Annotated in this window: 6 protein-coding genes; all 6 read right to left on the bottom strand. The window is 39.9% G+C overall.

Annotated features, from left to right (window positions below; all coding sequences use genetic code 11):
* Positions 1-71: 71 nt before the first annotated feature.
* Positions 72-761 carry a thioesterase II family protein gene (locus tag ACR8BL_RS21800; RefSeq protein WP_434749489.1) on the bottom strand — a complete coding sequence of 230 codons (690 nt, stop codon included), beginning with the start codon at positions 759-761 and terminating at the stop codon, positions 72-74.
* An 80-nt stretch (positions 762-841) separates the two neighbouring features.
* Entirely contained in the window at positions 842-1,648 is an 807-nt protein-coding gene (locus tag ACR8BL_RS21795) for a cupin-like domain-containing protein (RefSeq protein WP_434749488.1), read from the bottom strand.
* Positions 1,645-2,967, bottom strand: coding sequence for a cytochrome P450 (locus ACR8BL_RS21790; protein ID WP_434749487.1), 1,323 nt, complete (start codon positions 2,965-2,967; stop codon positions 1,645-1,647). The genes ACR8BL_RS21795 and ACR8BL_RS21790 overlap by 4 nt, the downstream gene beginning before the upstream one ends.
* Positions 2,964-10,457, bottom strand: coding sequence for a condensation domain-containing protein (locus tag ACR8BL_RS21785; RefSeq protein WP_434749486.1), 7,494 nt, complete (start codon positions 10,455-10,457; stop codon positions 2,964-2,966). The genes ACR8BL_RS21790 and ACR8BL_RS21785 overlap by 4 nt, the downstream gene beginning before the upstream one ends.
* A gap of 171 nt (positions 10,458-10,628) precedes the next feature.
* Complete coding sequence (fabD, locus tag ACR8BL_RS21780) at positions 10,629-11,882, bottom strand: ACP S-malonyltransferase (RefSeq protein WP_434749485.1); 1,254 nt, start codon at positions 11,880-11,882, stop codon at positions 10,629-10,631.
* Positions 11,883-11,898: 16 nt separating this feature from the next.
* A complete protein-coding gene (locus ACR8BL_RS21775; protein WP_434749484.1) occupies positions 11,899-15,765 on the bottom strand; it encodes a beta-ketoacyl synthase N-terminal-like domain-containing protein in 3,867 nt (1,288 codons plus the stop codon).
* Positions 15,766-15,772: the final 7 nt, after the last annotated feature.

Raw genomic sequence — 15,772 nt, 5'->3', positions numbered from 1 at the left:
GCTTTAAAAGCTCTATATGCTCGATTTTCATTGGTAATTCAACTTCCCATATTACGAGGAAAAGAAAAGAACTACTTGAATAAGGTATTCATGATCAGCTTAGATACTTGGCTTATTTGGCTAAAAATATAAAAGTGGTCGCCAGGAAAAGTCGTTATTGTACATTCTGAATTAAAAAACGTTCCCCATTCGGACATCTCAGACTCCAAAAAAGACTCTCCTTCACCGTATAACACAGTAACTGCGCTATCTAGAGGTTCTCTACTAATGGGGGATTCAAACAATTCCAGAGCTTTGAAATCTGCTCTCAAAACAGGTAAATAAGTTTTCCGTAAAACATGATCATCAAAAATCTCTCGCGAAGTTCCACCAAGTTTATAAACCTGCTCAAAAAATTGCTCGTCAGGTAATTCATGAATCCAATGTGATTTCATGGTATGAGGTACTTTGGCGCTTGAAATAAATAAATGTTTGGGTAAACGTCTATTCTTCGTATATATTTTATGAGCCATTTCAAAAGCAATCCGGCCCCCCATGCTATGTCCAATAAATGCAAATTCCCCTTGATTCAGAATTTGTTTTATATTTGCATAAACATCCTCCAACATATCTTCCATATTATCCAGAAGAGGTTCGGAAAATCGGGTTCCTCTACCAGGAAGTTCCACTAAAATCAAATTCACAGGATGTTTCAGTTCTCTTTTTAACAAGTTATATGACATAGTTGTTCCACCGGCATGGGCAAAACAAAATAAATTCATGTTCTAAAACCTCTATTCTTGTGAACATCAGATTTGGCAACAGGGCTTTTTTTAAACTGAAATTTTCCGAAAAATCGCTTTTATTTCCCCTGTAAAGAAAGAAGATATAATGTTTTTATTCCTTGTTTAGAGAACCACGGTTTAATCGCTCCATTCCACCAATAATTAATAGAAATCGTAGCCTCGCGACTAATCGTATTGACCCAGTGCCACCAAAATAAAGGTATAAACAACATTTCTCCTGGTTCAAGCGTGCATTCATAATAAGGAACATCTTTATACTTAGAATGTTTACTGAAATCGGGGTTCAATGTGTTGATTGGGCTTAAGTTTGCATTTTTGGATCTAACCGATAGGGCATACAGATTGCGAGATTGTGATGGTTCAAAGAGAAAAACTTTTTTCTTTCCTGTTACTTGTGCCAGGAAGTTTGATGAGAAATCATAATGGATTGGAGTAATATTCCCGCCTGAACCAATCCAAAGATTAATCGTTGGACTGGGAGATTTGATATATATAGGAGATTGGATGTCATTCAGTAGTTCGGGAAACACATCCGGTAAAGATTTGTGTTGTAAATAATAGATCTTTTTTAATTTTTCCGGATTCTCTATCATGCTCAGATAGTCATGAAAATCCATTTGCTCATAGTCCGTCGCTTGCCAACCCTGTTCCGGCTTTGACGGGAACATCCCATTTTCAGACACGGCTACCTGTACCTTCTGATTACCAAGAGTTGACTTGAAATAGTCGGTTCCCCATTTCGACATAGCCGGCCAATCTTCCATCACTCCAGTGAGAACAACAGGTTTGCCTGGTATTAGATATTCTTTCAAAAACTGCTCATATGAAAGATTACTCCTTCTGCCAATTTCATTTCTGTTCATTTGATATCCTCCTGGTGGATTGAGTTTTTGGTTACCTGGATATTTATGGTGCGACTTGGGGAAGTTGCTCCCTTATAATTCATATCCGGAATGACTCCCAACCCTTTAATTGACATAAGAGACGAACTTTGCAACAAATGTTGTAAAAATAAACAGACTTGAATTTGAGCATACTGTTTTGCGACACACATGTGATTTCCCACACCGAAGCCAATAAGAGAATTAGGATTATTCATTTCCCCAACAGATCGCTCATAGCGTGAGGGATCGAATACGAGTGGATCATTGAAGTTCTGCTCGCATCGGTGACTCAAATAAATGTTAGCCACAGCGATACTTCCTTTAGGAATAAAAAAATCGTTGTATTGTACTGTCTCCATGGCATATCTAGCTACATAAGGAACAGGTGGATACAACCTTTCTACCTCTCTGACAAGATTTAAAGTATATGGCATTTGGTTAAAAATATGTGACGTGTCTAAAGAACTAGAGTTCACTTCTTGACTCACACGATCCATAATATGCGGGTAAAATACTAAGGCAGCAACCGCATAAGTAAGCATGTTAGCCAGATCTCCTTCTCCAAATTCCGTTAACATATAGGCGTAACCAATGAAAGTTTCCTCGTCCAATTTATCCTCTGAATTCTCGTACGCTTCTAGTAATGAAGTCAAAGCATCGTCTGACGGATTGTTTCTTCTCTCTTGAATTAATTGTTTGATAACATCCCATATCACGTCTTTTGCCCTCATAGCTTGTTGGTACGTACTATTTGTTTTGTTGCTCTCCTTCCCCCGGTTAAGAAGCAGCCAGTACCCCTTCATATATCTCTGATGAAGATCAGTCCCTGGTTCAATTCCAAGCATCGTTCTCAAAACAATATCCAAGGTTAACTCTTTCATTTCTGCAAATAAGTCAATTTCTCCATCCCAAGATGCAATTCTTTTCTTCATTAATGGTGACATCGAGGCAACATATTTCTCCAATTGCTTCGGTCGAAAAGCGTTCATTACAAGCTTACGATGTTGTTTATGTTCAGCACCATCCTTCGAGGCAAGAGACGGGGGGCCTGCCTCAGCGATGGGCTGACGCTGGAATTTCTCCACGCCGGTAGACATCATAAATTTACTAGCATGGATGCCATTCATCAGTGTGTACTTCTGGATTTGTACGATAGAGCCGTATTGATTGTGAAGCTCATTCATCAAATCAAGCACGTCTTGTCGCCAGATCAGACGAGATAAGTAAAATAAAGTTTTGAGAGCCCCCGGTCCGGGGGCTTGCTTCACATTTATGTTCTCCATTTGTTTACTCGTCATCTCGACTCCTCCATGCTTTTAATGACATCATGCATGTTTCGGTGGAAATAATATTCCAACCGTTCTTTAATTGAGCCTACCAATTGTTTCGCTGATGAAGTCTTAACATAGGAGGGGTGATACTCAAGTGTGATAACTAACTTCCCGTCACGGTTAAGGATAGCGTTTAATTCGATAAGATGTGACAGCTTATTACGTTTATCCCATACAGAAGCAAACTGTTCATTACACTCCTGTAAGCAAAGAGATTCCGGTACAATATCATTAGATTGCTGAGCATCACCAAAGTAATTAAATAAGATTTGAGGCTTTATTTGCTTCAATTGTTCATTCCGATGATAAGCAACGGCTAGTGTATAAGAAAAACCATTGGATGGAATCTCACGACGTTGCTCTGAGATACTGTTTATCACGTCAGAGAAGTCGGCATCATTCACATTGAAAACTGCAGGATACATTGTGGTAAACCAACCTACGGTTCGAGATACATCTACTTCAGGGACGATACTCTCTCTTCCATGTCCCTCCAAGTCGACCAAAATCTCTTCGAGTCCGTAAGCGCCTTTTACCCCTTCTAATAATGCCGCTAGTAAAACATCATGTAGGCTTGTACCCGTGTGATACTCCATAACTGAATGTTGTAATGCTATTGTCTCCTCTTTTGTAAACTCTACATATTCAAGCTGGTAGTCTTGCAACGTACCGTTAAAATCTCCATCATAAATTAAGCCTTTATTGGAATCGATCTGCATCCAGTAGTCCACATCTAGCGAGCTGTTTTTAGCATAACGCTCTAACTCTGTGCTCCAATCTAAGAAAGAAGCTGTCTTTAAAGGCAAAGAGTTGGATATTTGAGATTCATATAACTTTATAAAATCCTCAATAATAAATCTCCAGGATACTCCATCAATTAATAAGTGATGTACAAAAATAAACAATCGCTTTCCCTTTTCACAAAGATCAATCACCGTAGGCTTAAATAATAAATCGTGATGTAAACTGGTTTCCATCTGCATCTTTCTTGTTAATTCCAACATATAATTCTCTCTATTATCTTTTTCTACGAAGGAGAGGTCGACATATTCCATTTGAAGTGATACATCGTCATAACGTCTAATATATTGTTTAATTTCACCTTGCTCTTCATAGAAACAAGCTCTCAAGATGTCATGATGCTTAACAAGAGCCTTAAATGTGCTTTCCAGTAATTCAAGATCCACATCATCTGTGATCTTAAACATATGTGCCATATTATAGTAATGCGGATTGGGGTGTTGCCTTTCGAAAAACCATCGTTGAATAGGCGTTAGTGGCACAAACCCGTGAACTTCGTCTTGCTTGATCCACAGCTGTTTTTCTGATTGCATGTTCTGAACAATACGCATGACGTTTCTATATTTGAAAATATCTTTTACTCTAACCTGCATGCCTTGTTCCTGCGCCCTTGGCACGACCTGAAGAGCCTTAATGGAGTCCCCTCCTAAATCAAAAAAATCATCTGTTATCCCAATGGAAACCACATTTAAAACATTGGACCATATTAAAGCAAGTTTTTTCTCGGTTTCATTCCGCGGCACTTCCGTAATCTTCCTTACTTGATTCAACTCCTCTGGCACAGGAAGAGCATTACGGTCTACTTTACCATTACGAGTTAAAGGCATGGTCTCCACTTCGATAAATTGATGTGGCAGCATATACTCAGGGAGAGCTTTGGCAACATGTGCTCTAAGCTTCTCATCTGTCACTTTACTTCCATTCGTTTTGTAGTATGCATACAGTTGTTTGGTATCTCCTTGACAACCTCTATCTGTAACATAAGTTTCCTTTATCGCTGGATGAGCCAACATGACTAACTCAATTTCTTCCAACTCAACTCGATATGATCTGATTTTCACTTGTCTATCTTTTCTTCCTAAATATTCCAGATTACCATCAGGCAAGAATCGTACCAAGTCTCCCGTACGATATGCTTGGACAACCTCTTTTCCAGGGGGGTGAAAAGATATATATTTTTCTTTCGTCAGTTCATCATTTTTGAAATATCCTCTAGATAAACTACTTCCCGTAATAAGGAGTTCTCCTGCAACGCCTATTGGCACAATTGTCAGATGATCATCGACCACATAAATATTCGTATTTGAGATTGGTTTGCCGATCAAAGCGGTAGTGCGACCACCGAAATTATGTTCATTTAAATCAAATACGATACAACCTACTGTTGCTTCTGTTGGGCCATATTCATTGTAAATTAACTCAGGTCCTCTATTTAGAGAAAAGGCACGTCCTAACAAATTGGTCGTCAACGCTTCTCCCCCAACGATATATCTCGAAACCGGGACTTCACATGGCGCTTCTGTTAAATAAGATAGGTGAGCAGGTGTTAACTTCATGCAAGTGATGGTATCATCGAAGCTTATTTTTTCTAATACTTCATCAAATTCTCCATCGAACACCTTGATCGTTCCCCCACCTAACAAAGGAGCAAAGATGCTGGTTACGGTCAAATCAAAGGTTAATGGAGAATACAGAGGCATGACAGGCTGTATTCCATCGCCGAAATAGTGAGAAAGAGACCAGGAAATATAATTCACGATACTTTTATGTTCGACCATGACTCCCTTCGGTTTGCCTGTGGAGCCAGAAGTAAATAGGATATAGGCTAAGTCACTCGCCACGTGCTGTCGCTCGAAATGCTCTTGTTTCGTAAAAGTTAAAAGTTTACGATCATACTGTTCTTTGTATTTTTTCCCGCCATTGATGGATTGAAGGTTTTTATCAAACGTAAGAATAGCATCATATCGAAAGAGTGTCAGTTCATTTTCAATCGTGTAAATTTTATCACTTATTTCAACCGATTTTAGGGAAGCGAGATCGAGTCGCAGGTCACAGATGTACTCTTGGGGGATGAACAGTTCTGTTTCCCATTCTGTTTTTGTACGATACCGTGCACCATGTTCCTCTTTAAAAATCGCAAGAGTACTGATCAGTTCATCCTTTCGATTCTGATCCATAATATCTCCCAGAAAGATTATTCCCGTATCTTTTAGAAGTGGCGTGGCGTCCGCAAGTACATTTCTTAAATAATTGTGACCATTGAAACAATGGATAACACTATTCAATATGATAATATCGAAAGATTGCTCCATGACTTGAGAGATGTCATGAGCAGCCAACACCTTGAAGTCAACGTGATTTAAGTTTAACTCTGCAGCTTTTTGCTTGTTTTTCTCGATGATTGCCTCGGAAATGTCTGTTCCAAGATAATAGCCCACTTCTGGGGCCAACTTAAACAATGTCAGTCCAGAACCGCAGCCAATTTCTAATACTCTGACTTCAGGATGCAGATATTTCTCAAGTTTAAACATAACGTTATTTTTGTATTCTTCCATTTCGGCTGCACTCAGTAATTCACCAGTATAACTACTGACCCATCCACTGCCACCGATTTGATCATTATAAGTCTCGGCAACATAATCCCAAATCTGAGTGTTCATCAATTCACTCTGTTCCTCTTCTACTTCTTGCAGTATGTCAACACTATCCAAACAAACGTACGTGCGGAAGTTGGCACACTCCCATTGGAGTTTATTGATGGCTGCCAAAAACTCTTTTTGGGTCAATATGAGCTTTATTTCTGTTTCTTCAATAATTTGCTTGGAACGAAGCAAAGGCTGTTTGGGATCAATCGGGACATAGGCTGCACCTACAGAAAGGACAGCCATTAGCGAAACAATCATATCTACGCTATTGTTCATATATATACCGATAATATCTCCATTGTTCACACCAAGTGTGTTGTGCATTGCTTTTGCAAGCTGCTCCATATGTTGATGCAATTCCTGATACGATATCGAAGTTTCCCCTTGCATAATTGCAGTCCGTTCCGGATGTAACTGTACTTGTCTTTCGAACCATTCGTCCAGCGTCACTTCATCGATCTCTGTTGTTGAACCGCCCGAATACTTGAGCAATAGCTCCAATGAGCATGGGGAGACGAAATTAAGCTTGTGTAGAGGTTCCGCGGGTTGAATAATCAAATTCTCAAGTAAAGTCAAATAGTTAGCAACGAATGACTCTATCATGTCTTCACTATAAATATCTGCATAATATTCAAATGTACATAATAATGCGCCATCCTGCTCCTCGATAAAATCAAACTCCATGTCCCATTTCGTACTGATATGTTGCACTTCGTTTAGAACTTTGCTCTCAATATGAAATGCTTGATTATCGCTTTCTTCAAGCTTTATATTTTGCAGAACAACATTGATATTAAATAGCGGCGATCGACTCGTATCCCTTATCAGGTTAAGTTTGTCAACCAATAAATCAAACGGGTACTCCTGATTTTCGTAGGCCTCAATTACATTTTTCTTCACTCGTTGTAATAAAGCCTCAAAAGATTGTGTCTCATCAACTTCAGTACGCAGTGCAAGCGTATTGACAAAAAAACCTATAACGTTTTGATAATCATAATTCGTGCGTCCTGAAATCGGAGAACCAATGATCAGATCACGTTCTCCTGTATACTTATGAATGAGAGCAAATACAGATGACAACAAGGTCATATACAGAGTAGCCTTGTTTCTCTTTGAAAGTTCAATTAAGCTGGCAGCTTTGCTCGCTGGGATACGAAAAGGATACCTTGCCCCCTTAAACGTAAATACGGGAGGACGCTGTTTATCTCCTACAATTTCGCTTATAGGTAAGTCACCGGAAAGTTTCTCTAACCAGTAAGACTCCGCATCAGCAAACACGTTCTTATCAAAATTTTCCTTCTGCCATATACTATAATCCTTATATTGGTATGAAATTATATCTAATGGTTTTTCTTGTCCAGAGATCACCCCCTGATAGATAGCTATCAAATCATTGTAAGCAATATGTAGCGACCACCCATCTGCAACAATATGGTGGATGGATACGATGCAGTAATTCACATCTCCGCTATGAATTAACAAAGCACGAGCTAAAGGTCCCTCCAATAGATCAAATGGTTCATTTCGGAATTGATTAATACGGTCTAGCACATGTTCAACACGTTCTTCATATTCGAAAGAAACAGGTGTTTCATCTAATATTATCTGCACCAGTTCTCCATTTTGTTCTGAGAAAACAGTTCGGAGGCTTTCATGCCTTTGTACAAGAAGGTACCACGCAGTTCGAAAAGCAGAAACGTCCAGGTCGCCTTTTAGCTCGTACACTTGAGAAATGTTATAAGCGATCCTCTGTTCTTGAAGCTGCTCCATAATCCATAATCTCCTTTGTGCAAAAGAGACGGGATAATGTTGCTGCCCAGATACAAAGTCACTCTCTGTGAATGCTGGTTTTTGAACTGTATCCTCCAGAATAATGTTTACTAAATCGTTCACTGTAGGGTTTGTAAACACCATTTCATATGCAAAACTTTTTCCGAAATTTTTATTAATTGCATTCATTAGCTGCATTGCAAAAAGAGAATCTCCACCAAGTTCAAAGAAATCATCGTCATATTTAATGGCCGTAACACCCAATATTTCTTTCATAATAGATGCGACTTTCTGTTCAATATTTGTTAAATCAGGCATAGTTGAATTTGATGAAATTTCTACTTGTGCTTGTTCTCCAACTTGAAATGGAAGATTTACCGGGTTACCTTGCTCAACCCAATGTCTTTTTCTCTCCAATGGATATGCTGGTAGAGGAGTACGAACATATGCGCGATCTTCTAGAACCCACTTTGGAATTCCACCACGGATATATTCAACCGCTTGGTTATCATGAGCTTCGTCTAAATCTCCAGCCCCAGAGGATAACATTCCTTCAGAAAAGAAGACTCCAGCCCCTTCGAATACTCCTGAGCTAACCAAGGATCTTAACTTTCCTTTTAAGTCTGCTTCATCCATTGCAATGATCGCTAGACGACATTTGTGATGATGTCTTCCCGTCATCAACGTATAACAAATGTCACCCAAATCAGGTCTATCTTCATACGAAGAGAAATACCTTTCGAATCTAGCAATATATTCTGTTAACATTTTCTTGTTTTTGGCTGAAAGTACGAACAGGTATGGGGAACTGGACATATTCTTTATGGATATTCTTTCTGGAGCTTCTTCAAGAACAATATGCACATTGGTGCCGTTAAAACCAAATGCGCTAACGCCTGCTCTACGAGGTACCCCGTTTTTTGTTTCCCAGGGAGTACAACGATCCACCACATAAACTGGAGACTTTATAAAATCAATAAGAGTGTTCGGATTCTCGACATGTAATGTGGGTGGAATCATTTTATGTTTCAGTGATAAAACCGTCTTTATAAGTCCAGCAATTCCTGAAGCACCATTAATTAAATGGCCGATATTACTCTTGACTGAACCAATTCCACAAAACTGCTTTTCCGAAGTAAACTGGGCAAACGCTTTTGAGATGGCATTAATTTCAATAGGGTCACCTAATTTGGTCCCAGTACCATGCGCTTCCAGATAAGAAATAGTTTCCGGTTGTATCTTTGCCTGTTTCCATGCGGATACCATCATCTCCGCTTGTGCAGCAGGATTAGGAGTCGTTAAACCTGCTGAAAATCCATCATTATTAATCGAACTTCCCGCCAATACTCCATATACATAATCGCCATCTTCCAGTGCTTTACTAAGAGGTTTTAGGATAAGTGCGCCCCCTCCTTCACCGCGCACTACACCATTGGCATCATTATCAAATGTTTTGCATTTTCCAGCCTCGGAAGCAATTCCAACCTGATATGCGGTGTCTGTCGTTGTATCTACCGGGAACATATAGAGATTGATTCCTCCGGCTATGGCCATATCACATTCCCCTGTACGTAACGCCTGAATGGCATAGTGGACAGCTGCTAACGAGGATGAACAAGTTGTTGATACCGCTATGGCCGGGCCTTTTAAGTTAAAAAAATACGATATTCGAGATGCAATAAAAGGTACCAGGTTTCCTGGAACAGCAGATGGTACAGATTCACCTATCGCCATGCCATACTCATTGCTACAGTTACCGATATACACACCAGTCCTAGTGTTCGCTACCTTTGACTTACCGTAACCAGCATCTTCAAAGGCTTCCCATGCCATCTCCAAAAAAATTCTCTGTTGAGGATCAATATATTTCGCTTCGCCAGGTAAAATATCAAATATATCATTATCAAAATATTCGACTTCATCGATATAACCTGCTTTCCAATAGGGTTGATCATTTGTGAAGATATCAGGGTTAACCAATTTTAAATAAGGATCGGTATCCTTTCTTCGCTGCTCAGGGAACTCACCTACACAATCCACACCCTTAACTAAGTTGTCCCAAAATTCGTCTGTATTCCGAGCTTTAGGCATTCTGCAAGATAGTCCTATGACCGCGACTTGTTCGTCCTTGGAGACAGTAGATGATGACTTACCGTATGATTGAAGGAGGCTGTTTGCGACCTCTTTTGTAATTTCCTTATTTTTGAGCAATTGTAATACCGTCTTTATATAGTGCTCCATAGTACCCTCTTTTCTACTCTTCTGTATCAGAGTGGGGAATTTAAAAGAACCAACGTAAAGAATGTAATCCAAACCTGCCCTGCACATCCAACATGGATAGAGAACTTAACATTCAGCGCTCAGCGCTTATTAAGTTCTCCTCCTCTATATTCTTGCTTTTCATATTTCGGACTATACCATCTCTTCTTCAATCAAGTTTTTTGCGACTAACTGTGCAGATAACTCATTGATCCTACTTTTATACTCTTCTGAGGATGTATTTTTATGTTTCAATATACTTTTGATACATTGGTGAGCACGGATGAGAGCATGTTCAGAATCATCATTTAATAATACTTCATCTTGAATATGTCTTAATTCACGGTATAAATCAGCCACTTCTTTCTCTACCAGAGCATACTTCTCGTTTCGATTTTTGGTGGATACAGCGAATAATAAACATTTGTTAATAAACTGAGTAGGGGTCATGATTTGCCTGGAGGTTTCCCCCCTGCCCCAGACGTCTATTATTTTGTGGATTTTGTTTACATTCTCTGTAGAGAAACGAGTCATATCGGGAAAGTCTGATTGAATTAACTTGGTCAGCGTTTGTTTCGGCCCCACTTCCACCGTATGAGTAATTCCTTCTTCTCGCATAACCTGTATGGTCTCGAACCATCGGATCGGATTGATCACTTGATTTATAAGACTGCTTTTTAACTGAACAGGGTCATGAAAAGCAGCAGTCACATTCGAGAAAACCGGATATTTCATAGGACTGAAACGAATATTTTCTTCTATATAGTTAGCGAGAAATTCCGATGCTTCATGCATTAAGGGACTGTGAAAGGCTCCTCCCACCTTTAACAATACTGTTTTCGCTCCCTTTTGTTCCAAATCATTCCCTGCTTTAATTACGGCTGATTTGATTCCGGAAATGATCGTTTCTTTTGAAGAATTGAGGTTAGAAGTAACAACTACCCCATGTCGGGCATTTATTTCATTGCATACTTCGTACACTGTCTCGGGGGCACAATCAATGATAGCCATCATTGCTCCTTCCGATCGTAAAGCACAATCGGCCATAAATTGCCCACGCTTGTGAACAAGTTTAACGGCATCTCCCAATGATAGAGCACCTGAACAAGAAAGAGCTGAATACTCCCCTAAACTGTGTCCTGCCATACAATTCGGGATGAGCTTCGTTTCTTGCTCTAACACTCTGAATGTAGCAACACTCATTGTTAGAATTGCGGGTTGAGCAAACTCTGTACGAGTTAATGTGGACATATCTTGTTCGGAACACAACTTACCTACATCAAAACCAACAGATTCACTGGCTTCTTCAAAAGCCTCACGAGCCAGAGGGAAGGCATGAATCAAATCGCGGGCCATTCCTGCATATTGGGAACCTTGTCCTGGAAATAACAACGCAACTTTCAGCAATAGTTATCCCTCCCCTTTATTGTTTCTTCTGAATGAGCATCAGTGCCTCATCCAAAGAAATATCATCATTATCCAAATCATCTAATACGTCCAGAATTTCATAGTTCGTTTCGCTTCCTGCAGATACTTCCTGAACCACCCCAACCACTTGGCTCAGCAAATAATCAGCCATGGAAGCAATTGTCGGGAAGCTATATAAATCTCCTACTTCAAAACTTTCCGACACTTCACTATTTATCAAACGAATCAGTTTTACAGCACTCAGTGATGTTCCACCAATATCAAAGAAGTTTGCCTCCACATCCACTTTTTCGTAACCCAAAACATCCATCCATATCGCGTGTAGTTTCAGTACAAGCTCCTCGTAACTAATCTCTCCTAGAAAGATCTGTTGCTTCCCAAGCTCTTCGCGGGTAAGATCGGACTCCTCAATCTCTTGTAAAAGTTCATCTGAAAAACGAATTTTAATCATTGGTAGTAAATTCTTTGTCACCTGCAAATCAAAATCGGAAATAACAGTCAGGCTCATTTGCTTGTTCATAACTTGTTCAAACGACTCAATAAAGTTTTCATAGTTTAGTGGTGGAATAATCGTATCTCTAATCAAATATTCATGTTTATCCCCTGTTAGAATCTCCGTTAGGTTTAACGTAATCGTTTCTCTTCCCGATAAGGTTCTGTAATCTCCATAGGAATCCAAATAAGCATTAACCGTTGTGCAATCACCATTTTTGGGGCCTCCCATGATCGATGATATGGAGGACATTGTAATAAAGAAATCTAGTTTATCTTGTATTGTTAATTGGTCTAACAACCATGAGCCGTGTAATTTACTCATTACTGCTTCTTCAAACTGACCATCCGCCAGGTCTGCTATTGTTTTTCCATAGATCTGTTTAATGGCAAAAATAACTCCATCAATTCTCCCGAATTTTATACGGATATCATCCAAAGCTTTAGACAATGACTCATGATTGGTGACATCCACCGTCATGACTTCGATCTCCGAACCGGATCGTTCAATTTCCTGAAATCCTGTAATCTGATGAAAGAGTCGTATATTCTCATCCTTGCTTCTTAAAATGGTGTCCCAAGTGTCTCGCGGGGGAAGGGTACTACGATTGAGCATGATTAATTTTGCCTGCCCCTTGCGAGCTATATATTTTGCAACTTCAACCCCAAGATACCCTGCACCCGCTATGACATAAACTCCGTCCTTCTTAAATGGCGCTTGTCGATCAGGAACTTGGTCTAGGGAAGTCCGTTTTAGAATGGGTGTGTATCGTTTTCCTTTTCGGTAAACTACGACTTCGTCACGGTCATTTCGGCCCTTTAACAACTCCATCATCACCTGATCAGCAATCTGCTGGACGCTCTCCTCCATTGCATCCACATCCACTGTAAGGGAAGAAATTTTAGGATATTCCTGTGAAATAACTTTGACAAGCCCTGGTAATGTAGCTCTTACTGGATATACTTGCTCTTGTGTACCATCTATTAAATGGGCATAAGAAGTAATTACGTTAAATTGGAATGCCGCATCTACCTGTCGTTCTCCTAAAGCCTTCATCAAATATAATGCACTATATGAGCCTCTATACTGAGATTGATTCATCGACTCCAGCGATTCCATGCTGTCATCCTCAGGGTGCACTGTCCACATATGGAGCACTCCTCGGATTTTATCGATACGATCTACGCCGAGGGATTCAACTAAACGGACATAATGCCCTTTATCCGAAGCGTTTATTATGAATTTATTCTCACTTATTTGAAGGAATGATTCCCCCGCAACCAGTTCAATCACGATTTGTTCTCGTTTTTCCAGCAGCATTCGTAGTGTCTTTGATAGCTCCCCTTCGTCGGAGAATAACATCCATAGTCCCTGCTTCTCCATGCTAATTTGCTTCTGCACAGGATCTTTTTGAATCCAATCCGGTGTAAACAAAAATTGGCTTACATCGCGCTTAGGGCTATCGAGGTCATTAACCTCCAAGGGAGGCCAGTATCTTTTGAGGTCAAATGCATAGGAAGGTAACGGTATTTTCCAACTTGTCTTTTGCTCATACCAGAAATCCCAATCTATTGGAGTCCCTTTTGTGTAACATTCAGCCACAAGTTCACACTGACTACGATTCAACTGTGCCTTTTCCAATGCTGAACTGTTTTTTAGCTTTTGATCGTCAACAATAGCGTAGTATACTCCTTGTTGACTCAATGATTTCATAACCTCTTCATAGTTATCTCGTGTAACACATAGTTCCGATATTTTTTTAGAAAGATCCTCAATGGAGCTTGTAATAATTGCGATTCGATGACTATCGTGATCTCTGCACATATTGGAGGTATAACAAATTTCCGTCAGAGAAAAGTTCACATGATTACCCAAGAAATCAGAATAGCGATATAGAGTATCTACCAAAGATTTATCATTCTTCGCTGACAGGGTAAACACATGCAAACCTTCATACTGAAGAGGCTCAGAGCGAGTAGGTGCCTCTTCCAAAACAACATGGCAGTTAGTTCCGCTGATGCCAAAGCTGCTTACCCCCGCGCGTCTAGGTCCTTCATCCGACAACCAGTCCGTAAGATTATGGTTCACCCGGATAGCAGACTGTTCAAAGTTGATTAAAGGATTTGGTGTATGATAGTGAAGTGAAGCCGGTATTTTCTTATAATATATGCTTAGAGCGGTTTTAATTAATCCTGCCATGCCTGCTGCCGCGTCTAAATGACCTATGTTTGTTTTAACTGAAGCAATGGAACAAAATTGTTTTCTCTCTGTATATTTATTAAATGCCTCCATCATAGCCTGAGCTTCGATAGGATCTCCCAACTTCGTACCTGTGCCATGTGCTTCTATAAATTGTATTGAATTAGGATCTACTCCTGCCTGTTCCCAAGCACTGGTCAGGAGATCAACTTGAGCTTCTGGATTAGGTGAAGTGATTCCGTTGGATCGACCATCACTATTCACTGCACTTCCTTTAATGACAGCGTAGATATGATCTTTCTCACGCACGGCATCGGATAGTTTTTTAATAATGACTACTCCTGCACCTTCCCCAACATTGGTTCCGTTTGCTGACGCATCAAAACTTCTGCATCGTCCATCGGAAGACTCATTACCCATCTTTTGGTCATCGCTAAATACAGGAAGAAGAATGGTACTGATCCCACCCACGATAGCTGCATCTGATTCACCTGTTGCAATGGATCTACAGGCCTGATCCAGCGCTACTAAAGAGGAAGAACACGTTGTATCGATGACAATACTAGGCCCTTTTAGATTAAGGAAGTATGAAACTCGGGATGCAATGACTGCACCTAAGTTTCCAATAACTACATTTGGATCATCATTTGGAAGTAACTCCTTATAAACATTCTCTGCAGAATGACCTAAGAATACGGCTGTTCTCGATCCATTCAGTTTTTCCTTCGTATAACCGGCATTCTCAATTGCTTCCCAGACAACCTGAAGAAATAATCTTTGATTGGGATCCATACTTACCGCTTCAGCTGGAGTAATGTGGAAAAATGCCGGATTGAATTGGTCAATTCTGTCCAAATAACCACCGAGTCGAAGTGGTATATCTTTATATCTATCAAAAATCTCTTTTTTAACCCGCAATACGTCATCTTTACGCGATTCTGGAAAAGAGCCAATGGCGTCAGTTCCATGGATTAACATGTCCCAAAATTCTTCTAATGAATTCGCTTTCGGGAATCGACAGCTCATTCCAATAATTGCAAATGATTGATCCTCGGATTGAGAAGCTCTTTTCTTGCCCTCCATCAGTTCTTGTATATATTCCACGCCTTCTTGGTTTGAAATGGATTGAGATGCTACTTGTTGTAGTATAAATCGTTTAACCTTTTCCATTGTTTCG

The organism is Paenibacillus amylolyticus (genome assembly GCF_051136285.1).
Taxonomy (GTDB): Bacteria; Bacillota; Bacilli; order Paenibacillales; family Paenibacillaceae; genus Paenibacillus; species Paenibacillus amylolyticus_F.
Note: the sequence above shows the minus strand (reverse complement) of the source record. Positions and strands in the feature narration are given on the sequence as shown.

What these genes read in the sequence shown, in the direction of transcription:
- ACR8BL_RS21785 (WP_434749486.1), bottom strand. Translation starts at nt 10,457, where the DNA reads ATGGAGCACTATATAAAGACGGTATTACAATTGCTCAAAAATAAGGAA.
- ACR8BL_RS21795 (WP_434749488.1), bottom strand. Translation starts at nt 1,648, where the DNA reads ATGAACAGAAATGAAATTGGCAGAAGGAGTAATCTTTCATATGAGCAG.
- ACR8BL_RS21790 (WP_434749487.1), bottom strand. Translation starts at nt 2,967, where the DNA reads ATGACGAGTAAACAAATGGAGAACATAAATGTGAAGCAAGCCCCCGGA.
- ACR8BL_RS21800 (WP_434749489.1), bottom strand. Translation starts at nt 761, where the DNA reads ATGAATTTATTTTGTTTTGCCCATGCCGGTGGAACAACTATGTCATAT.
- ACR8BL_RS21775 (WP_434749484.1), bottom strand. Translation starts at nt 15,765, where the DNA reads ATGGAAAAGGTTAAACGATTTATACTACAACAAGTAGCATCTCAATCC.